The sequence below is a fragment of the Hydrogenovibrio sp. genome (assembly GCF_965140365.1).
Classification (GTDB): Bacteria; Pseudomonadota; Gammaproteobacteria; order Thiomicrospirales; family Thiomicrospiraceae; genus Hydrogenovibrio.
Genome location: NZ_OZ223196.1, coordinates 2,079,460 through 2,101,498, shown reverse-complemented (window position 1 = coordinate 2,101,498; position 22,039 = coordinate 2,079,460). Strand labels below are relative to the sequence as shown.

Here is a 22,039-nt window from a genome sequence, read left to right as displayed (position 1 = left end):
CATAAAAAAGCCCCCTCTGGGTTTCCAAAGGGGGCTTTTTTTGTTTGCAGGTTAGAATGGCTAAGACTTCTAAGACCTGGGGGCTTAGAATTCGCCCCAATCATCGCCATCATCCTGTTTCGGCTGGGCAGGAGCCGGTTTTTGTAGTCCGGATTCCGGTGCCGGACGAGTTGGTTTGTCGTTGGAGGTTGCGGGTTTGTCACCCGGTTTTCCGGTTGGCTTTTCCGGTTTGGCTTCCGGTTTTTGGGAAGGCAGCTTGGGCGTAGGGCGCCCGCTAACCGCTGATGCGTGTGTAGCCGCATCATGCTGTTTAGACTCACGCACCACCGCTTTTTCCGCCAAGGACAAGTATTTGATGACCTCTTCACTGGCCGTGTCAAGGTTGTGGAACTCTCGTTTTACGGTTTCCACGTCGTCGACTTTGTTGGCTTCCAGGATACGTTTGATAACGGCGTGCAACTCCGCGTGCCATTTCTCAACATCTTTCATTTCCTGGAGGTGCATGTATTTTTGACCTTCCGGACCGTAATACCATTGACCGAGCGCACATTTATGATGGTCGGTGGCGGCCGCGTGGTCAAATTCGATGTCGATGCCTTCTACATAAGCGGTGATGATGCCTTTCCATTGACGGTGGGCCCGGCGAGCATGGGCAAAAGTAAAGATACCGCTTTCCATCGCCGTTTGGAACGCAATTTGATCCAAGTCGATTTTAAAGGTTCCGATCAGTTCATCAACATTTTCGGCTAGCTGGCTCATTTCAGCCGTCCGTTCTGCCGTTTCATCCACCAGCGTGGAGTTTTGTTGCGTCACTTGGTCAATGCTGCTGATGGCGATATTGACTTGCTCAACCCCTTTGGCTTGTTCGGCGGTTGTTTGCGAAATTTCACTGACGTAACTGCCGATGCGGGCGATGGAGTCGTTGATTAGCTCCAATGCCTTACCGGATTCATCGGCCAGCTTCGCACCTTCGTGTACTTTTTCAACCGTGTTGTCGATCAATTGACGAATGTCTTTGGCGGCATCGGCCGATTTTCCGGCCAGCGTTCGTACCTCACCCGCCACGACGGCAAAACCGCGACCGTGGTCGCCGGCACGAGCCGCTTCAACCGCGGCGTTCAATGCCAGCAGGTTGGTTTGGAAAGCGATGCTGTCAATCAATGAGGTAATCTCGGAAATCTTGGCACTGGCTTCGTTGATTTCATTAATGGATTCAATGGTTTTATGCACCACCTGATTGGCTTCGCGGGCTTCAGTCAGAGACGTTGTGGCGGCCTCATTGGCTTCTTTCGCGTTATTGGCGGTCTGCTGGATGGTGGAGGTAATTTGTTCCATACTCGCGGCGGTTTCTTCCAATGAAGCGGCTTGTTGTTGCGTTCGAGCCGACAAGTCGGAAATGTCGTTGGAAATTTTAATGGTGCCATCCGACAGTTTTTTGATGGAATAAGTCGATTGCGACAGCAAACTGCCGATATTGGTAACGGAACTGTTGATGCCGGCTTTCAAAACCGCCAGCGTCCCATCGGTTTCCATATCGATTCGGGCGCGCAGATCGCCGGTGCCTTGAGCAATCATGACCTGAGTGGTCTGTTGGATGATACTTTCCAGTTTATCCAATGATGCGTTGATGTTGTCTTTCAGGTCTTGGATTTCACCTTCGGCTTTGGACGTGATACGGCGACCGAAAAAGCCTTCCGCGACTTGCCCCATCAGTTCGTTTACTTCGTAGAACACGCCCTTCAGAATGGTCATGGCGGCTTGGGCGTCTTTCATCGCCTCACGGAAATCGCCACGGGTTTGATGGTGTGTTTCGTAGTTGAAGTTACCGGCACGAATTTCCTTGAGGATGCCGCGTACTTCACCAAAGGTTTCCTGCAAGGCTTTGGAGGCATTGTTCAGGTTAGTTTTCATCACCTGGTAATCACCCGTCATCGGAATGATGGTTTCGGTTTTCAGGCGGCCTTCGGAAATGTCTTTCATCATGCGTCCGGCCTCACCCAGTGAGACTTGCGCGGATTGCATTTGATTATTGTAGGCTTCGGCCAATTGCCCCATTTCATCTTTATGCGAGGCATCGACGCGAGTACTCAAGTCACCGGACTCGGTGGCGTGCGTCATGACATCGACAATGCGTTTCAAAGGGCGGATAACGGCGGTTTTGATCAGCAGGATAAACACAATGATCAGTACCAGCATGGAGACGCCGACATTCACAACCGAGTCGATAGCCGCGTCGGCGGCCGCTTTGTTCAAGGCATTGAGCTTGGTCATGTCCTCGATAAAAATGTGATAGCCAATCATATCGCCATTAGTATCGGTAATCGGTGACAAAGCATAGAAAGTGTCGTTGGCAATTAACTGGCCCTTTTCAATCAAGCGGTTGAGGTCGATGGCTCTCAGTTTATCGACGGTTTCCGGTGCGAAATCTTTGGTGCTGGCCAGTGTCAGCTTGCCGAATTTCGGGTTGTCTTTGGCTTTGATTGCGATGTCCAGGGCATTCGGCGTGAACAAGGAAACATAGTTGACGGATTCACTTTGTAAAAATTTTACCAGTGACTTGATGCTGGAAACGATTTCGACGGAGCCGAGGAAAGTCGAACCGTCTTCGCTAAAGATGGGAGACAGACTGCGGATGGCCGCACCGGCGCGGCCCAGCTCGATACCGGCCACCGCCTTTTGTCGTTCACGAACCTGGTTGACGGTGTAACGGAAAGACTTCAAGTCATCGCCCGACTTATCCCGCCAGGAACGGAGAAACGAGTGGCCGCTGGCATCATGGATATGGGCGCGGACCGTTTGTCCGGACACTTTTTTAATCAAGTTGAACTCTTCGTTCAGGGCTTTTTTGGCAAGACGATTATCGCCACTTTCCAATGAACGAATCACATCCGGGTTGGCGGCTAAACCGATGGCGGTATTCAGGCTGACGAGTTCATATTTGGAGACGTAGTTGTTGAGGTCTCGGACAATCTGCTCTTTGCGGATTTGTGCGTTTTCATTTTCGGATTTTAAATAGCCGATTTCGGCCAAAATAGAGCTGATGACGAAGCCCAGTACAACCAAAATTGTGCCAGTGGCCGCCAGTTTGCTCATGATGTTCATGCGGTTGAGCGGGTTGAGTCGGTCAAAGCGATAACTGGAGGGTTTTTGGATTTTGCCTCGGTGAATCACCAGGTGTTCCGCGTTAATGCCTTTATAGGCCTTGGAGGCGGCAGCGATTTCCGATTGGGTGGCGGGGGTGCAAACAGAGATGTAACCGACGGATTGGCCGTTTTCAATAATCGGTGCCGCATTGGCCTTCACCCAGTAATGGCGGCCGTCTTTGGTGCGGTTTTTGATGATTTGTGTCCAGGAAGCACCGGCTTTCAGTGTGTCCCAGAAATCCTTGAACACGGCTTTTGGAACATCCGGATGGCGTAGGATGTTATGAGGCTGTCCAATGACTTCATCGGTTTGGTAACCGCTGACTTCGATGAATTCCGAGTTAGCTTCAAGAATGGTACCTTGAAGGTCGGTACGGGAAATAATTCGGTAATGACTCGGAATGTCGACTTGTTCATCAATAAGGGGTCTATTTGTTTGTGCCATGCGGGTGCCTCTGACAGTATTGATTGAGAGTGTAATTTATTATTGAGAGCTTTGCACGAGGTGGATGCACGGATAAAAATGGCTAAAATTTCCCTGAATATCGTTGAAAAACTGGCAAATAGCTCGCTATTCGCTGCGTTTTCCGCCTCATTCAGAAAAATTTTATCTCATTTTTCTATCGCGCCCCACTCATGCAAAGCTCTTATTGTAATCGTGGAATCTAAAAAGCATTATTCATGCCTAGTGAAACGTCTTTAACTTGCTGGTGCATCCTTTTCTTTGCAGGGACGGGCGATGTCTTTAGGCCGAATGATGCGGGATAAGCGTCCATCGCCTGCTGAAAGTTGTTGCCAATTATCCCCTAATACCAGTTGAGCCAAGGCCGCTGTCGGCAAAAGTTTGGCGTCGTCCTCTTTCGGATCGCCGATGAGGAAATGAATCAAGTCCTCAAAACCGGGGTTGTGTCCAATCAGTAAAACTCGTTCGAAACGTTCCGGAATGGTCGACAATAAAGCTATCAACTGGTCGTTATTGGCCAGATACAATGCTTCTTGTGTTTCGACCGGAATCTCTTTGGGCAAATTCAAACGTTTGAGCGTCTGTTGCGCGCGTTTGGCCGGCGAGATCCACACCAGGTCTGGCCAAATGTTTTGTTCTCCGAACCAGTGCGCGATTTTGCACGCCGCTTTTTTCCCTTTGTCGGAAATGGGGCGGTCGATATCGGCGGTGTCCGGCTTTTTCCAGTCGGATTTTGCATGCCGCAATAACAACAGCTCTCGGAGTTTATTTGCCACGTCGTTGCTTACTCTTGGTTGTTCAAGTTCTGTCAGGCTTCGATGCCGTAATTGGCTCGGTAATCCTTCATGGATTGTAAAGCGGTATCGTCACTTTGGTCGGTCAGAAAATCGATAATATCATTCAGGTTGATGACACTGAAAACCGGAATGCCGTATTCCGCTTCCACTTCCTGAATCGCCGATTGGGTGCCTTGTCCGCGTTCCATACGATCCAGTGCCACCACCACACCGGCCGGACGGGCACCGTGCGACTGAATGATGTCCATTGATTCGCGAATCGCTGTACCGGCGGTGATGACATCGTCGATAATTAAAACATCCCCTTCCAGTGGATGACCGACAATGGTGCCGCCTTCGCCATGGTCTTTCGCTTCCTTGCGATTAAACGCATAGGGTTTGTCCAAAGCAAAATCGCTGGCCAGCGCGACACTGGTGGTGGCCGCCAGTGGAATCCCTTTGTACGCCGGGCCGAAGAGTACGTCAAACCCGACACCGCTGTCGGCAATGGTGGCCGCGTAAGCTTCCGCCAGTTGGGCAAGTTGCCCGCCGGTGTTGAATAGGCCGGCATTAAAAAAATAAGGGCTTTTACGGCCTGATTTCAATGTGAAGTCGCCCAGCTTCAATACCCCGGCTTCCATGATAAATTCGATAAATTTTGCTTTGTTCATTCGTGTTTATTCATTCCTTTTTGTCAGGTTATCTTAACTAGGCTGGTTTCTTTTCTCAAGCGCTTTGATAATAAAGTTTTTTGTCTTTTAAATCATCGGTTTTTTTATGGCTGTTACCACTCTAAAAGGACGATTAGACGGTGTTCGTTCAATGACGTAGTTGTAAAACGATGAAATTGGCACGCATTCTGCGAGGGGTATGCAAAGACCGTTCGAGTGACGAAAAATTGACAGTTTTCGTGGCTTTGACCCAATATCATAAAGGACGAAAAAATGGCGATTGATCTTAGCAAAGTGGAACCCCTTGGCTCAAAAAGCGTATTGTTGGAACAGGCGTTAAGACGCCATCGTTCGCAAAATCAAGCGGAAGAGTTTAATTCAGCGGATATGGAAGACATGGTTTCACCGGACTTTGAATGGTTAAAGGACGATAAAACGGCGATTCAAGGTCTGGTCAAACAAATGGATGCCTCGATCGGGCAGTTGGCGAAACAGATGCGTGATTTGGAAACGGTTTCCGATAAATCGCGTGAAAAAGTCGAAAAAGAGCAGCAGCTTTTGTTCAAACAGATCCGCACCTTAAACAGCTTATTGAAAAAGCAGGTGGATATTTTTTCGGCGGTTGAGCGTCAAATGTCTGACATTGAAATCAAAAATAATAACTTGATTCCGCAGGTTGGTATCGGGTTGATTTCCGGTTTGATGTCGGCGGTGACCATTTTGGCCACCGCCCCTTGGTTGAGTGTTTTAATTGAAAATCTACGCGGCTGATTAACGCTGTTTTTGTCACCTTTTTCCCGAGCAACGGTTTTGTAAAAAAGCCGTTGCACTCTATAATGAATGGTCAACACGAACCGTGAGGACATTCCATGCAAGCCCAAGTGCTATTCAATGAGCTCCTAACCCCTGAACATCCGGAAAAAGATGTGTTCCATATCGGGCTGGAAACTGAGGAATCGCTGGATTATTTGCCGGGCGATTGGTTGATGGTCTCGGCTGAAAACTCACCCGAATTGGTTGAGCTGGTGTTGAGTAAGCTGGCATTATCCGGAGACGAAGTCATTGAATTACGTCGATTGGGGGAAATGCCGGTCCGTGAGGCGTTGCATTATCACCTTGAATTGACGCAATTAAGCCCGGCGATTTTGAATAAACTTAAGCGTCAGGAAGGCTTGGACGAGTGGGCGGATCGTGCGGAAATGATGGCGTACGCCGAGGGGCGCGACATTGTGGATTTGCTGGAAGCTTATCCGCAATTCAAAGGCTTGGCCTTTTGTCAATTTCTCGCGCCTTTGGCGCCGCGTTATTATTCCATCGCGTCGGCACCGAAGGCGGTGGGGGATAAACGGGTGGACTTGGTGTATCGCAAGGTGGCGTTCGAGCGAGCCGAGCGGGAACGTAAAGGCTTGGTGACCACGGCCTTGAGTGCTTTGCAGCCAGGCGATGTCATTGATGTGGCCTTGAGTAAGAATCGCAATTTTAAATTGCCGCATGCGCTGGAAGATGCCTTGTGCGAACCGGCGCCGATTATTATGGTTGGCGCGGGGACGGGCATTGCGCCGTTTATCGGATTTTTACAAGAATGGTTTTTGGAAGAACGGTGTGTGCAAAACCACCAGGCCTGGTTGTTTTTTGGGGAAACCCATCGTGATAAAAGCCATCTGTTTGAAGCGACTCTAGCGGAATGGGAAGCCAAAGGGTTGCATCTGCGTACGGCTTTTTCGCGTGATCAGGCGCATAAAGTGTATGTGCAAGATCGCCTTTGGGACGAGCGTAAAGCGGTTTGGAAACTGCTGTCGGAGGGCGCGTTTTTCTATCTTTGCGGCGATAAAAACCAGCTTAAAGTCGGCGTGGAAAGCGTGTTGCTGAAGATTCTACAAACCGAAGGCGGTTTGGATGAAACCGCTGCGGAAGACATGTGGCACGACTGGAAAAAAAGCCGACGAGTACAGTTCGACGTTTACTGATTCCGGCGCTACTGATATGTCAGTTCGAAACCGGCGGAAGCCAGTCGCCCGGCTTCGACATCCAAATCCAGTTGCGTGAGCGGGTGTTCCGGCAGCCAGTCGTTTTCGAATTGTAAGTGGATGCTGCAGTCGTCCTTGATATAGAGCAAAATATTTGGAATATCGGTTTCGCGTCCACGGTGGATGCGCACCGATAAGCGCAGTAAGACGGTTAAGTATTTCAGTTTGGTGTTGTGCGGTGCGTCAAATTTTTCATAAACATCCGGCACAAACTTGCCGCGATGATTCAGCAACATGGCCGCCAGCATTTGTTTTTCTTCTTGGGTGAACCCCGCCAACTCGGAATTTTCAATCAAATAAGCACTGTGGTGGCGGTAACGCTTGTAGCTGAGCGCCATGCCGGCTTCATGCAAACGGGCGGCCCAATTTAAAAGCTTATCGTAACTGTAATCGTGGTCGTGTAGTTGCCAGCTGTTGTGCGCCTGCTTGTATAAGATTTCACAGGTGCGTGCAATGGCATTGGCCTGTTGTTGGTCGATTTTCAACCAGGCCTGGGCCGCCGCGACGCTGGTTTCACGCACATCTTCCGCGAACAGACGGCCAAGGGTATCGAAAATCAGCCCTTCACGCAAAGCGTTGGAAGACACCTGCATTTGGTCGATGTTCAATTCTTCGAAAGTGGCGATGAGAATCGCTAGGCCGCCTGGCAGCACCGGTACCCGTTCTTCTTTAAGCCCTTGAATGCCGGAGCTTGCAAGCGATTCAGACGCAATCAAAGCATCTCGTAATTGGTACATGCCATCGAGGGTGATGCCGGAGGTGCTCCAGTCATTGTCTTTTAGAATGGTGCCGATGGCTTTGATGGTGCCGGAAGCGCCGAGCGCACAATCCCAGCCCAGGCGTGTCAGCTTCACCAAGTGCGGTCGAATGATCTGACGGCAGGCCGAGATGGCTTTGTTCATGCGCTTTTCGGTAATATCTTCTTTTGTGAAAAACTTTTGGGTAATGCTGACGCAGCCCATTTCGGTGCTGGTTAAGTGATTGTAGGAAAAATTCTGGCCGATGATGTATTCGGTGCTGCCGCCGCCGATGTCCATCACTAGGCGTTGTTCATCGTTTTGCGGTAACCCGTGCGCGACGCCGAGATAAATCAAACGCGCTTCTTCCTGCCCGGCAATGATTTGGATGCTGTGGCCGAGCGCTTGACGTGCCTGGCTGAGGAACTCGTGGCTGTTTTTGGCATTGCGCAGCGTATTGGTGCCCACCGCGCGGATTTGATGCGAAGGAATGTTTTTAATCAGCTGACCGAAACGTTCCAGGCATTCGATACCGTTTTGAAAGGCTTGCGGCGTCAGATACCCTTTTTTGTCCAGGCCTGACCGGAGCCGGATCATTTCCTTGTGTTTATCAATGATCTGCAATTGCCCGTGCACTTCCCGGGCGATGACCATATGAAAACTGTTGGAGCCGAGGTCGATGGCGGCATAGATGTTTGGGGTCGGTTCGGCAGTCGTTTCTGTCATTTTAAGCTACTGAGTTGGCGAAAAAAAGGGGCATAGTGTACTCGCTTTTGGCGAAAATGAAAATCGGTCACCCTTGACCCTGATGACAGCTTACTGCGAAAAGGGGTACGACGCAAACGATTGAGGCCGTTCTGTGGCCGACGCGGCGGTCGGCCTACCGAGAGCAAAGTCGGATAGCAAAGCCGTTTAACTGGAATACTTTTCAATCAACCAACGTTGGGCGTTGAACGTTTCTTCGCCTTCGGCCGGTGTTTTTTGAATATAGGTGCCGTCGGCTTGTAGTTGCCAGGCCCCGGTGTTGTCGTTCAGGTAGATGGCCAACCCTTCGGTATAGACTTGTTGGAAGTGCTTTTTATCTAAAATCGGGAAGCAGGTTTCCACGCGTGAGAAGAGGTTGCGGCGCATCCAGTCCGCGCTGGAGCAAAAGAGCTCCGGCTCGCCTTCGGTGTTTTCAAAATAGTAGACCCGGTGGTGTTCTAGGAAACGCCCGATGATGCTGGTGACGGTGATGTTCTCCGATAACCCGGGCACACCGGGACGCAAGCTGCAGATGCCTCGTACAATCAGATCAATTTGTACACCCGCTTGAGACGCTTCGTACAGCGCGTCAATCATGCTTTTTTCCTGCAAGCCGTTCATCTTGGCGATGATGCGGGATGATTTGCCTTGGCGGGCGTTTTCCGCTTCACGTTGAATGCGCTCGATCATGCCGCTTTGTAAGGTGAATGGTGATTGCAACAGCACTTGCAAGTTTTTGGTGTCGCCAAGACTGGTCAGTTGCTGGAAAATTTTCGAGACGTCCCGTCCCATGTCCGGGTTGGCGGAAAATAATCCGAAGTCGGTGTAGAAGCGGGTGGTGATGTGGTGGTAGTTACCGGTGCCGAGGTGTACGTAATGGCGCAACTGCTCACCTTCGCGGCGCACCACCAAAATCATTTTGGCGTGGGTTTTGTAACCGACCACCCCGTAGACCACATTGACCCCGGCATCTTGCAGACGGTTGGCTTGGATAATGTTGTTGTCCTCGTCGAAGCGGGCACGCAGTTCCACGACGGCGGTGACTTCCTTACCGTTTTTGGCGGCTTTTTCCAAGGCGTCGATAATGGCGGATTTTTCACCGGTACGATAGAGCGTCATGCGAATGGCCAGTACATTCGGGTCTTTGGCCGCCTGTTGCAGGAATTCGATGACCGGTGTGAAAGAGTCATAGGGGTGGTGCAATAAAATGTCGCGCTGTTGAATTTGATCGAACAGGGTTTGCGGTGCCTTGTTGCGTGTAAAAAGCTTAAAGGCGCCTTGTTTGGCTTCTTTGACGGTCAACTGGCGTGGTGAATAAGGTTCGAACAGCAGGTCTGGTCGTTTTGCTAAATCCGGCACGGCGTTTAAACGGTGTAAGTTGACCGGACCGTTGACCTGATAGAGTTGTTCTTCGTTCAGGTTGAAACGGTCCATTAAATATTCATACATGTTTTTCGGACATTTGTCGGAGACTTCCAGGCGAATCGCCCCGCCGTATTGTCGGCTGCTCAGTTCGCCTTCCAGCGCGCTCATAATGTCGTCCACTTCTTCTTCGTCGATGAACAGGTTGGTGTTGCGGGTGATGCGGAACTGGTGGCAGCCGGTGACGGTCATGCCCGGGAAAAGGTTGGACACATTGGAGTGCAGGATGGAGGACAGGAACACAAAGTCGTTCGGCCCGTCAGTGGCTTCCGGCGGCAGTTTGATAATGCGCGGCAAGGAGCGGGGTACCTGGACGATGGCCAGCCCGTTGGAACGGCCAAAAGCGTCTTTGCCTTCCAGTGAAACAATGAAGTTCAAACTCTTGTTCAGCAGTCTCGGGAAAGGGTGCGACGGATCTAACCCCATCGGACTCATCACCGGCTGTAAGGATTTGATGAAATAATTACGGATCCATTCTTTTTGTTGGTCGGTCCAGTGGTTGCGGCGCAGAAAACGAACCCCTTCTTTTTCCAGTTCGGGAATCAGGATGTTGTTGAGGGTATGGTACTGGTCGTCCACCAATTCGTGGGCCACGTCCGATAGGGTTTCAATCGCATCCTGTGGCGCCAGGTTGTCCGGTTGCGTGCGTGCTGACGGGTCGTTACGCAGTTCGTAAAGGCTGGCCAGGCGGACTTCGAAGAACTCGTCCATGTTGCTGCTGGAGATGCATAGAAATTTCAAGCGTTCCAGTAATGGAATGTCGGGGTTTTTCGCCTGGGCCAGAACACGACGGTTGAATTCAAGTAAGCTTTTTTCTTGGTTAATGTAAGGGGTGTCAATCGTCGTTTCGGTTTTCATGGCGTCCTCTGTATTGTTGTTATGGTCGACTGTGCCGTTGGCCAGATGCCAACCTTAATGAGAGCTTTGCACCCAAAGGGCATAAACACGAGATAGTTACACGAGTAAAAATGGCTAAAATCCGTCTGATTTTTGTTGAAAAACTGGCTAATAGCTCGCTATTAGCTGCGTTTTCCGCCTCAATCAGCCAAATTTTCTCTCATTTTTTCTTCGCGTCCTACTCGTGCAAAACTCTCAATATTTTCCTCTTTCTACCCGGATTTACAAGTGGTATTCAATGAAGAACTACTCGGGCGACCGTCCGTGCTAAGCAGTATAGAATGGTTAGATGACGATAAAATGAAATTTTCGTCAGTCTTTCGGTCTGTCTTTCTCGGGTGTGATAGGGGGTTCTTGGTCGGGTTCGTCATTTGAGGGTGGGGTGTCATGATGGGAGCAACCACATTCCGGAACCGGGTCGACGCCGCCGGGATTGCCGGGGTGGCATTTAGAGACCCGTTTGATGCCGAGCCATAGGCCGCATAAAGCGCCGTGTTTTTGCACCGCTTCAATGGTGTAGTGGGAACAGCTCGGATAAAACCGACAGCGCGGCCCCAGTAATGGACTGATGAATAGCTGGTAAAAGCGAATCGGCAGAATGACAAGCCATTTGAACGGGTTCATGACGGAAGCGGTTTTCTCGGTTGAAAATAGAAAGTGTTACTTTATCACATTCACGGTTGCGCGAAGATGATTTTGTCAGGATACGAAAATTTCATGGGTTTTCGCTGTGCAAATCGGTTCAAGGGTTTAAAATGATGTTATTCGCATTGCAATACAAGAGTCCGTTTTATGAAAAGTTTATTGATTACCCAAGCTAAAGTCGTTAACGAAGGCCGAATTTTCGAAGCCGATGTGTTCATTCAAGATGGCGTGATTGCGCAAATCGCACCGCAGTTATCGGTGGCGGCGGACGTGACCATCGACGCGGCCGGACAACACCTTTTGCCTGGGTTTATCGATGACCAGGTGCATTTCCGTGACCCCGGTTTTCCGGCCAAAGGCAGTATCGCGACTGAATCGAAAGCGGCCATTGCAGGCGGCACGACGACCTTTATGGACATGCCGAACGTGAAACCGACCACCACCACACTGGAAAACCTTGAAGCGAAATATGAATTGGCGTCGAAAACCGCCTGGGCTAACCACTCCTTTTATCTCGGTGCCACCAACGACAATATTGAAGAAGTCAAAGCGTTGGACCCGAACGCAACCTGCGGTGTGAAGATTTTTATGGGGGCATCCACCGGAAATATGCTGGTGGATCGCGAGCAGGCGTTGACCGATATTTTTACCCACAGCCCAACTTTGATTACCACTCACTGTGAAGACACACCGATGATTAAAGAACAGGAAGCGCTGTATCGTGAAAAATACGGCGACGCGATTCCAATGCAATACCATCCGGACATTCGTTGCCGGGAAGCCTGTTATAAGTCGTCGTCTTTTGCGGTGGATTTGGCGAAGAAAACCGGGGCCGATTTGCACATTCTGCATTTGACCACCGCCGAGGAAATGGCGTTGTTTGCCCCCGGGCCAGTGGAAGGCAAAAAAATCACCGCCGAAGCTTGTGTGCATCATTTATGGTTTACTGCCGACGATTATGCGGAAAAGGGCAGCTTGATAAAGTGCAACCCGGCCATTAAGCAACAGTCCGACCGCGATGCCATTCGTCAAGCGGTGAAAGAGGGGCGGATTGACATCATCGCCACCGACCATGCGCCGCACACCTGGGAAGAAAAGCAAAGCGATTCCTATTTCAGCGCGCCGGCCGGTTTGCCGCAGGTGCAACAATCGTTGACCGCGTTGCTGGATATGGTGCATGACAGTGTGTTCGACCTGGAAACCGTGGTGCAGAAAACGTCGCACAATGTCGCCATCCGTTATCAGATTGAAAAACGCGGTTTTATCCGTGAAGGGTATGCGGCCGATCTGGTGTTGGTGGACATGAACCGTCCGCATACCGACACCCGAAAAAACAACCTGTATCAGTGCGGTTGGTCGCCTTGGGAAGGCCACACCTTCAAGTCATCGGTCATGAGTACCATCGTCAATGGCGAATTGAAATATCATCAGGGCCAATTCGCTGAGTTTACACCGGGACAGCGCCTGACATTTACCCGATAAGCGAAATCCGCATTTTCACCAGGCCTGGCGGGAATGCGGTGGGTTGAGTCGAACTTTATGCTTTGCTCAACCTTTTTTGCTTGCGTTCGTTCTGGCTCGGCGTTAAAGTTTGGAGTACGCGTGAAAACGTATCGAATATAACCATATCGTCGTTGACGAAAGCGTCACTCTGAGTGCAATAGGAATGAAACATGTCAGAAGTTTTTATTGGCCGCCAACCGATTCTTGATCGTAATATGAAAGTCTTTGCGTATGAACTGGAATTTCACCAAGGACTGAACCCCAATCAAACCACTATTGAAGCCACTGAGCACTTGCTGGAGAAGACCGAATCCGAAATCGGCTTTCAGTCGATTGTCGGCTCACATGCCGCCGTGATGCAGTTACCGCGCGAGTTGATCGCAAAAGCGAAATGGCCGAGTTTCGATCAAAACCATAACATCGTGTTGGAAATTCCCAACGATGTGAATAAGGACGTCGAGATTCTTAAAAGTTTGAAGGCGCTGAAACTGGAAGGCTCGGCCATAGCGCTGGATAACTTTATCGATGACGAGTCCAGCGTCAAACTCGCGTCCATCAGTGATTTTGTTAAAATCGACAACGAAGCCCATTCCGAAGTCAAAATCAAATCCATGCTGCAAGACCTGCATGAAAAAGGCATCAAGGTGATTGCGGAACGGGTGGAAACCGAAGAGATGTTCAATTATCTCAAGCGCATCGGGTTCGATTATTTTCAAGGCTATTTTTTCACCAACCCAGTGGTGATGAACGGCCAGAAACTGACCGGCAACAAACTGACGCTGTTGCAGTTGATGTCCAAAATTAACGACCCCAAAACCAAATTCGAAGAACTGTCCGGCATTTTGAGTCAGGACGTCGCCTTGACGCACAAGCTGCTGGTGGCGGTGAACAACCCGGCGACCATGATTCCCATTAAGGTTGAATCTGTGTCCGATGCCTTGAAGTATATGGGGCTGAAACGCTTGAAGTTCTGGGTCAATATGATGATGTTGGGTGACTTGGAAGATGCGCCGAAAGAACTGTTGACCACCTCGCTGATGCGAGCCAATTTCTGTGAAAAGCTGGCTGAAAAAACCGGTCACGCCCGCGAACGTGACACCTTCTTTTTGGTCGGTTTGTTCTCAAATCTGGGTGCGTTTTTCCGAGCGCCAATTTCCGAAATTCTTGAAGAAATGCCCTTGTCCGATGATGTGAAAGAAGCCTTGATTCATTATCGTGGCCCGATGGGCGAGGCATTGTCATGCCTGAAGCAATTGGAAAGTGCCGGTGAAACCGTGGCGAATCTTCGCTATGGGGAAGTCGGTATTTCCGATTTGGCCAATTTGCTGCTGTCGGCTTCAGCCTGGGCGCAGCAGGCGATGGATAATTCTTAACCCGTCGGCGGCTGTGGCCGCCACTCCCGAATGGACCGCGTTTACGTTCGGCCGTAACCAAAGAAGGAACGACTATGATGCAATCAATCAACCCCGCAACCAATGAACTTTTAGCCGAATTCGATACCTGGGATCAGGACACGCTTGATGAAGTAGTGACGCAGGCCGGTTACGGTTTTGCCGACTGGTCGAAGCTGACGCCGTTGTCGGACCGTATTGCGCTGTTGAATCGCCTGGGCGATGTGTTGCTGGACGACAAGGAAGCTTTGGCGGAATTGATTACGTTGGAAATGGGCAAACGTTACGCCGAAGCGGTGGCGGAAATCGAAAAATGTGCTTGGCTGTGTGATTATTATGCCGAAAACGCCGAGCGTTTCCTGGCGGATGAAATGATTGAAACCGATGCCAGCAAAAGCTATGTGGCCTATTTGCCGCTGGGCGTGGTGCTGGGCGTGATGCCGTGGAACTTCCCGTTCTGGCAGGCGTTGCGGTTTGCGGTGCCGACGGTCACCGCGGGCAATATCGGTTTGTTGAAACATGCTTCAAACGTGCCACAGTGCGCGTTGGCGATTGAAGAAGTGTTCCGCAAAGCCGGGTATCCCGACGGGGTATTCAGCACCTTGATGATCGGTTCCGATAAGGTGGAATCGGTGATTCGTCATCCGGCGGTCAAAGCGGTGTCTTTGACCGGGAGTGAACCGGCTGGGCGCAAAGTGGCCAGTGTCGCCGGTGAGGAATTGAAAAAATCCGTATTGGAGCTGGGTGGCTCCGATGCCTTTATCGTTTTGGATAACGCCGATATTCAAACCGCTGTGGACAATGCGGTGAAAGGCCGCTTTCAGAACATGGGGCAAAGCTGTATTGCCTCCAAGCGGTTTATTGTGGACGCGGGCATTATCGACGACTTTATTGACCGCTTTAAAACGGCGGTGGAATCGCAGTTCGAAGCGGGCGACCCAATGGATGCTGACGCCACCTTAGCGCCGATGGCGCGCCAGGATTTATTGGATGAATTGCATCAGCAGGTCACGAAGTCGGTTGAGATGGGGGCGAAAATCGTCACTGGCGGTTATCAATTGGACCGTCCGGGGTGTTATTACGCGCCCACCATTCTGACGGATGTGACCAGTGATATGCCGGCATTCAGCGAAGAGTTTTTCGGACCGGTCGCCATCGTGTTGAAAGCCACCGAACCGGCACATGCGCTCGGGTTGGCGAACGCCACCGATTTCGGTTTAGGCGGTTCCATCTGGTCCAATGATTCCGCTACGGCAGAAACCATGGCACGCGGCATGGAGTCGGGTGCGACCTTTGTTAACAGCATTACCTTTTCCGATCCTCGCATGCCGTTCGGGGGCGTGAAGCACTCCGGTTACGGGCGTGAGTTGTCGGGACAAGGCATTCGTGAATTCACTAATATTAAAAGCATCTGGATTAAATAATGACATTGCTCTGGAAAACGCTGGTCGATTTGAAAGAACCGGCCATTTTGATTCGACTATTCATTCCGTTCGCGGTGGGCTTGGTTCTGGTTTCTTTGATGGGGTACGGGGTATTCGGCCTGCTGTTGACGAGTGACTTCATTACCCAGAGTGCCTTTGTACAGGATTTTGAAAGCTGGAAACTTCAGGCCGAAAACACCATTGGCGCCATTCCATTGGTCGGCGGGTTGGTGCTTTGGTTTTTGGGCTTTACCGTCGCGGTGATTGCCGGGCTGCTGGGCATTGTACTCGGCAGTTATCTGGTGCTGCTGTTTGCGATGATTGTGACCGGTTTTATGACCGACTCGCTGGTGAAAGCGGTGCATGACAAACATTATCCACACACCGAATATCACGGGCACGGTTCCATGCTGGGCATGATTTGGAAGCTGGTGAAATTCGGGTTATTGATTTTGCTGTTGTTGATCGTGACCTTTCCGCTGTTGTTCGTGCCACTTATCAATGTGGTGTGGTTCTGGTTGATCGGCTTCTTGTTTTTCCGTTATGCCGTGGTGCTGGATGTGGGGCAGGTGATTCTACCGGAAGCCTTGTTCCGTCGCTTGAAACCACTGACCAATTGGCCACCGACGTTTGCCGTTGGGGTTCTTTTTGCATTGAGTGTGTTTCCAATCATCAGCTTCTTCGCGCCGGTATTGGCCGTTATCGCTTTGTCGCATTATTATTTCGACCAGCTTTCATTGGAACCCGGCTCGAAAAGCGACGCGGATACCATTATCGATTAACGACACATCGTTTTTCAGGGTTCTTTTCTTGAACCGATTCACCCTTTCGGCGTTCGATAAGGTTGGGCGTCGAAAGGGTAATTCTGACCAGGCCTGGTCACTTTTCAGTTAAGGTCGTGGCGACTTTTACACGATAAGCCGCATGGCAGGCGATACAGTTTTTTTGCAATTGCGCAAGCCGTTCCAATATCACCGTTGAATCGCCAAGCGTTTCTTCGAGAATCAATAATATTTAACTATTTAGTTAAACTTTTCCAGTCAAACAGTGTGAAAGAAATGAGCAGGGAGAAGCGGAGGGAGAGTTTTAGCGTTTTTTCTTCGCTTTGGCGTCTTTTTTCTTTTTATTCTTGGGTTTTTTTAAGGCGTCTTTAAGCTTGAAGTTGGGTTCCAGACCCGGAATTTTAGCCAGTGGAATGCTTTGTTTGAGGTGGTATTCAATGCGTTGCAGGTGCGATAAATCATGGCGTTCCACCAGGTTGATGGCGATGCCGACTTGCTGTGCGCGGCCGGTGCGGCCTATGCGGTGGATGTAGGTGTCACCGCGGAAGGGAATGTCGTAATTAATGACATGGGTCACATTGAGAATGTCTAAGCCGCGAGCGGCGACGTCGGTGGCGACCAGCACCTTGATTTTGCCTTGTTTGAATTTATTGGTCTTTTCCAGTCGTTTGGCCTGGATAAAGTCGCCGTGCAGAACGGTGCTGGACACGCCTTCGGCCTGTAACCAATCCGCCAGTTCGATAGCGCGGTCTTTTTTGTTGCAGAAGACAATCGCGCTCTGGCAGGTGTCGTCGTTTAGAATCGCTTTCAGTAAGGCTTGCTTATGTGCCTTATCATTCGCGAGATAGGCGAATTGCTGAATTTGCTCGGATTGCTGATTGGGCGCATCGACTTGGATGATGCTTGGGTCGTCCAGGATGTCTTCGGCGAATTTCGCCAGGCCTGTCCCACCGAGAGTGGCGGAAAAACAGGCGGCTTGAAAATCGCCGGGAATGGCTTCAATCAAGGCCAGCACATCCGGCCCTTGTCCCATATCGAGCATGCGATCGGCTTCATCGATGATGAGCAGTTCCACATCGGACAAATCGATGAATTCCTTGGTCATGATGTTGAGCAGACGGCCCGGCGTGGCGACCAGTATGTCCATGTTGGACTGTAAAACGTTCAATTGTTTGTCGGAAGCAAACCCACCGGTAATGATGTTGGATTCGAATGGGCAATGCGTACCGAGTTGTTTAACCACTTTGTGAATTTGGAAGGCCAATTCACGTGTTGGAGCCAGAATCAACACTCGAGGGTGGCGGCTGGGTTTGGGGGTGTCCAGCAGAAATTGTAGGGCCGGTAAGACAAAAGCGGCGGTTTTCCCCGTACCCGTCGCGGCTCCGGCCAGGACATCTTTACATAGCAGCATTTCGGGGATGGCTTGCGCCTGAATCGGCGTGGGTTTGTGGAAATGCTGTTCTTCGATGGCGCTGAGCAACGCCGGGTCAAGGTCTAATTCTTCAAATGTCATGCTGGACTCACGTGATGGCTTGAGCACGGTTGATCGGTCGGGCTTGTAAAATAAACGCGTTTCGCTTGCTTATTGACCCGTGACGATATTATAGCAGGGCTCGTAATGTTCCGTGCCTAATTTCATGCGGCGCTGGGCCACGAATGATTTGAGCAGTTTGTCCATGCGTTCCATGATTTCCGGATCACCATTGATTTCAAAAGGACCTCGTTCATTGATTTGTGCGATGCCTTCGCTTTTGACGTTGCCGGCCACAATGGCCGAGAACACATTGCGTAACTGCCCCGCCAGATGGTAAGTTGGTTGGTCTTTGTGCAGTTCCAGCGCGGCCACGCTGTCATGCGTCGGCACGAAGGGTTGTTGCAGTTCGTAAGGAATGTGCAGGTTCCAGTTGTAATAGTAAGCGTCACTGGTGGCTTTGCGAAAGGCTTTGACGTCTTGGATGCCTTCTTCGATGAAGTCGGCGACCTCCTCCGGGCGATCGATGAGAACGGTCAGTTTACGCACCGCTTCTTTTCCGAGGGCGTGTTCGATGAACTCCAGTACCGCATCGAAGTAGGCCCGACCGGACTCGGGTGCGGTCAGAGCCACCGGGAAAGGAATATTGTTGTTTTGCGGGTGTAATAATACGCTCAGTAAGTAAAGGATTTCTTCCATGGTGCCGGCACCGCCCGGGAAAATAATGATGCCATGTCCCAGCCGCATAAAGGCCTCCAGACGCTTTTCGATGTCTGGGAAGATCGCCAGTTCGGTGACAATGGCATTCGGCGCTTCGGCGGCAATGATGCCCGGCTCGGTCAGGCCGATGAAACGGGCGTGTTTGTAACGTTGTTTACCGTGGCCGAGTACCGCGCCTTTCATCGGCCCTTTCATGGCACCCGGCCCGCAGCCGGTACAGATGTCCAAACGACGCAAGCCGAGGTGGTAGCCGATTTGCTTAGTGTATTTGTACTCTTCCAACGGAATGGAGTGGCCGCCCCAGCAGGTGACGATGTTCGGATCGACATCAGGTTTCATCAAACAGGCGTTGCGGGCAATGTGGAAAATGGCATTGGTCAGACCAAATGGCGTTTCCAAATCGAATTCCTGGCTATCGATGATTTCGTTTTGGGCGTAAATCAAATCACGAATGACGGCCGTCAGGTGTTCTTGCAGACCTTCAATCATCTCGCCGTTTACAAAGGCGTTTTCCGGCGCATTATCGATTTCAATTTGTAAGCCGCGGCCTTTGATATGGACTTGAATTTGAAAATCCGGATGGGCTTCCAATAAGGCCAGGCCGTTATCGTCTTTGGTGCCGGTGTTGAGAACCGCCAAGCTACAACGTCGAAAGACCTCGTTCAAACCGGTTTCGGTTTGGTCGCAAAGTTGTTGGGCTTCTTTGTAGGAAAGGATTTGCAGGGCGCCGGCCGGGCGAATTAAAACTTTTTTGATAATGCTGTTCATGATAGATTAGTGCTTGTTTTCTCTGACAGGTTGATATTATTATGCGCTCAAACGCACCCTACGAAGAAGGTTTTTTGATCCTTTTGTTGCTGACGGCCATCATTGGATTGCTATGGCTTTTCTCGCCGTTTCTGGAAGCGCTGTTGTTCGCGATGATTTTGGCGACCGCAACCTACACAATGTATTTGAAAATCCTACCCAAAGTCAACCGTTCGGAAACCTATGCGTCGGCGATCATGAGTACGGTGGTGTTTTTGACGGTGATTGTACCGGTCACCTATTTGCTACTGGAAGTGGGCTTGCAGGTAGGGCATATCTTCGGCCAGGCGCAGCAATGGTTATCCCAGCAAACGCCGGACAGTTTTGCTCGGTTGAACCAAAATCTGGTTAATATCATTCCGATTCCGGCGGATACTCAGGCCCAGTTGATTGAACAGTTGCGTGAGAATTCCGGCAAGATCATTAAGTTCGCACAGGACACCATCGTGTTTTTGGTCAGTGGGGTTTTTGGCAGTACCACGTCGTTTCTGACCTTTGTTTTGCTGGCGGTGTTCGCTTTGTTCTTTTTCTATCGTGACGGGCACCGTATCGCCCACCATCTGAAAGTCTTGTCGCCGTTGGAAAACTACTACGATACCATGATCATGAACCGCTTTGCCAATCTGTCGAGTATCTTGCTGTTGTCGGTGTTGGGCATTGCGTTGCTGCAAGGACTGGTGTTCGCGTTTGTTTCCTGGGGGCTTGGTTTGCCCGGCTTGTTTATCGGGATGGCGATTGCCATCACGTCTTTCATTCCGATTGTCGGTGCCGCACTGGTTTGGATTCCGTTGACGTTGGTATTGCTTGCGCAAGGGAATTATGTCGGTGCCGGAGTGGTGGTGTTTTTCGGGGCCTTGGTGAACGGGTTTGTCATTGATAACATTGTGCGCCCCATGCTGATTCAGAAAATTGCCCGCTCCATCGGCAGCGGAACGGATGATTTGGCGGTCGCCAACCATACTCTGATTACGGTGTTGTCCACCTTTGCCGGGTTGATTCATTTCGGCATGATCGGTTTATTCTTCGGGCCGGTGATTGCGGCCATGGCGATTACCATCTTTGATGTTTACGCCCATAAAAACTCCGATTTGCTCGACCGGACCTGATGGAATCATTTTCTTTAGGACTTTTACCCATCGAAAACTTTTGTTAGCGATTAAAAACATCAATGGGGATAAGGCGTTACGGATGGTATCATGCCTGTAACTGAACCTGTTTCAGCCCCTAGGTTATTCAATATAAAGATGTGATTCACACACAAAAGACAATAGATGGAGGAAAGATGAAAGTCATTTCCAAGTTAGGTACGATCATTCTGATCAGCAGTGCTCTGGTCAGTCCGCAGACGTTTTCGGCCGATACGGAAGACCCTTATACCGCCGGGTTTGAAGCCTGGGCTAAAGAGATGGGGAATGGTAACGTAGCCGCCAGCGCGGCCAATACCTATGTGAATGAAGTCAAATCGACCATGAAGAAAGCCGGTTACATTGGCGACGAACTGCCGCTGCCGAAAGCGGTGAAGGTGACCGATGGTGTGTACACCATTGTCGGCAGTCAAATCTGGCATAATCCGTCCAACTTTGGACTAAACAATAATATTTCCTTTGTCCTTTTCAAGGATGGCGTGTTTGTCTTTAACGCTGGGGCCAATCCGGCGATTGCCTACAGCGTGCATCAGCAAATCAAGCGTTTGACCAGCAAACCGGTGAAATGGGTGGCGGTTGAAAACAACCAGGGCCACGCTTATCTGGGGGCCAGTTATTGGTGGGATGTGGGCGTGAAACACCTGTATTCCAGCGATTTGGCCAATATGCAGTTCGATCAGTCGTTCGACGCCATCAAGTCGGAGTGGGCTTTGCGGGTCGGGAACTCCATCACCAATATGGCGCGCAACGTGTCCGACAAATTCACCACCTTCAATAATAAATTGAGCGTTGATGTCGGCGGTGGTGAAAAGTTCATTTTGATGGATTTCGGGCCAGGGCATACGCCGGCATCTACCAGCGTGTACATCCCGACCCGTAAGGTGTTGATGACCGGCGATTTGGGCTTCAATGAGCGGATGCCGGTGATGTTTGCTTATACCAACAGTATGCAGTGGGTGGCGTCTTTCGAAAACATGATGTCGCAGATTCCGTCCGACGTGCATGTGATTCCGGGGCACGGAACGCCGACCGATATGGCCACGGTGAAGAAGCAAACCTATGACTACTTCAAGTATGTGCAGAAAGAAGTGCAGAAAGTCGTGGATAACGGTGGTAACCAGGAAGATGCTGAAAACATCGACCAATCGATGTATAAAGATCGTCCGGTCTTTGACCAAGCGGCGAAAAACAACGCCCGACGCATTTACAATGAAATCACCGGCGGCGATTTTTAAGTCAATGCTTTGAACTAGAGAGTAAAAAAGGGCCGA

At 50.5% G+C, this 22,039-nt stretch carries 16 protein-coding genes; 8 read left to right on the top strand and 8 right to left on the bottom strand.

The genetic code is table 11. From position 1 onward, the window contains the following. Positions 1-84: 84 nt before the first annotated feature. The 3 genes from AC0KH7_RS09985 to pyrE all read right to left on the bottom strand — a co-directional run bounded on the left by AC0KH7_RS09985 (position 85) and on the right by pyrE (position 5,053). Entirely contained in the window at positions 85-3,588 is a 3,504-nt protein-coding gene (locus tag AC0KH7_RS09985) for a methyl-accepting chemotaxis protein (RefSeq protein WP_472373016.1), read from the bottom strand. A 254-nt stretch (positions 3,589-3,842) separates the two neighbouring features. Beyond that, the gene (locus AC0KH7_RS09980) at positions 3,843-4,382 is read right to left on the bottom strand and encodes a SixA phosphatase family protein (protein WP_472373014.1); all 540 of its coding nucleotides are present in this window, start codon (positions 4,380-4,382) and stop codon (positions 3,843-3,845) included. A 32-nt stretch (positions 4,383-4,414) separates the two neighbouring features. Next, entirely contained in the window at positions 4,415-5,053 is a 639-nt protein-coding gene (pyrE, locus tag AC0KH7_RS09975) for an orotate phosphoribosyltransferase (RefSeq protein WP_472373012.1), read from the bottom strand. Positions 5,054-5,326: 273 nt separating this feature from the next. On the opposite strand from pyrE, the gene AC0KH7_RS09970 reads away from it, so the two are divergent. Continuing rightward, complete coding sequence (locus AC0KH7_RS09970; protein WP_472373010.1) at positions 5,327-5,824, top strand: hypothetical protein; 498 nt, start codon at positions 5,327-5,329, stop codon at positions 5,822-5,824. Positions 5,825-5,922: 98 nt separating this feature from the next. Then, entirely contained in the window at positions 5,923-7,020 is a 1,098-nt protein-coding gene (locus tag AC0KH7_RS09965; protein ID WP_472373008.1) for a ferredoxin reductase domain-containing protein, read from the top strand. Between the two features lie 8 nt (positions 7,021-7,028). Here the strand turns inward: AC0KH7_RS09965 and ppx are convergent, their stop codons facing one another. The 3 genes from ppx to yidD all read right to left on the bottom strand — a co-directional run bounded on the left by ppx (position 7,029) and on the right by yidD (position 11,504). After that, positions 7,029-8,543 (bottom strand): exopolyphosphatase, encoded by a 1,515-nt coding sequence (gene ppx / locus AC0KH7_RS09960; protein ID WP_472373006.1) that lies wholly within the window; start codon positions 8,541-8,543, stop codon positions 7,029-7,031. Positions 8,544-8,729: 186 nt separating this feature from the next. Then, a complete protein-coding gene (gene ppk1, locus AC0KH7_RS09955) occupies positions 8,730-10,841 on the bottom strand; it encodes a polyphosphate kinase 1 (protein ID WP_472373004.1) in 2,112 nt (703 codons plus the stop codon). A gap of 351 nt (positions 10,842-11,192) precedes the next feature. Next, a complete protein-coding gene (gene yidD / locus AC0KH7_RS09950) occupies positions 11,193-11,504 on the bottom strand; it encodes a membrane protein insertion efficiency factor YidD (RefSeq protein ID WP_472373002.1) in 312 nt (103 codons plus the stop codon). A 168-nt stretch (positions 11,505-11,672) separates the two neighbouring features. Here yidD and AC0KH7_RS09945 point away from each other — a divergent pair, with 168 nt between their 5' ends. The 4 genes from AC0KH7_RS09945 to AC0KH7_RS09930 all read left to right on the top strand — a co-directional run bounded on the left by AC0KH7_RS09945 (position 11,673) and on the right by AC0KH7_RS09930 (position 16,625). After that, the gene (locus tag AC0KH7_RS09945; RefSeq protein WP_472373000.1) at positions 11,673-13,007 is read left to right on the top strand and encodes a dihydroorotase; all 1,335 of its coding nucleotides are present in this window, start codon (positions 11,673-11,675) and stop codon (positions 13,005-13,007) included. Between the two features lie 191 nt (positions 13,008-13,198). Beyond that, a complete protein-coding gene (locus tag AC0KH7_RS09940) occupies positions 13,199-14,401 on the top strand; it encodes an EAL and HDOD domain-containing protein (protein WP_472372998.1) in 1,203 nt (400 codons plus the stop codon). A 74-nt stretch (positions 14,402-14,475) separates the two neighbouring features. Continuing rightward, the gene (locus AC0KH7_RS09935) at positions 14,476-15,843 is read left to right on the top strand and encodes an NAD-dependent succinate-semialdehyde dehydrogenase (RefSeq protein WP_472372996.1); all 1,368 of its coding nucleotides are present in this window, start codon (positions 14,476-14,478) and stop codon (positions 15,841-15,843) included. Then, the gene (locus AC0KH7_RS09930; protein WP_472372995.1) at positions 15,843-16,625 is read left to right on the top strand and encodes an EI24 domain-containing protein; all 783 of its coding nucleotides are present in this window, start codon (positions 15,843-15,845) and stop codon (positions 16,623-16,625) included. The genes AC0KH7_RS09935 and AC0KH7_RS09930 overlap by 1 nt, the downstream gene beginning before the upstream one ends. Positions 16,626-16,929: 304 nt before the next feature. Here AC0KH7_RS09930 and AC0KH7_RS09925 read toward each other — a convergent pair whose 3' ends face one another. Both AC0KH7_RS09925 and ppnN read right to left on the bottom strand, forming a co-directional pair. Beyond that, positions 16,930-18,138, bottom strand: coding sequence for a DEAD/DEAH box helicase (locus tag AC0KH7_RS09925; RefSeq protein WP_472372994.1), 1,209 nt, complete (start codon positions 18,136-18,138; stop codon positions 16,930-16,932). Between the two features lie 69 nt (positions 18,139-18,207). Further along, a complete protein-coding gene (gene ppnN / locus AC0KH7_RS09920; protein WP_472372992.1) occupies positions 18,208-19,584 on the bottom strand; it encodes a nucleotide 5'-monophosphate nucleosidase PpnN in 1,377 nt (458 codons plus the stop codon). Positions 19,585-19,625: 41 nt separating this feature from the next. On the opposite strand from ppnN, the gene AC0KH7_RS09915 reads away from it, so the two are divergent. After that, positions 19,626-20,729 carry an AI-2E family transporter gene (locus AC0KH7_RS09915; RefSeq protein WP_127119269.1) on the top strand — a complete coding sequence of 368 codons (1,104 nt, stop codon included), beginning with the start codon at positions 19,626-19,628 and terminating at the stop codon, positions 20,727-20,729. Positions 20,730-20,905: 176 nt separating this feature from the next. After that, complete coding sequence (locus tag AC0KH7_RS09910) at positions 20,906-22,003, top strand: MBL fold metallo-hydrolase (RefSeq protein ID WP_472372990.1); 1,098 nt, start codon at positions 20,906-20,908, stop codon at positions 22,001-22,003. Positions 22,004-22,039 lie beyond the last annotated feature (36 nt).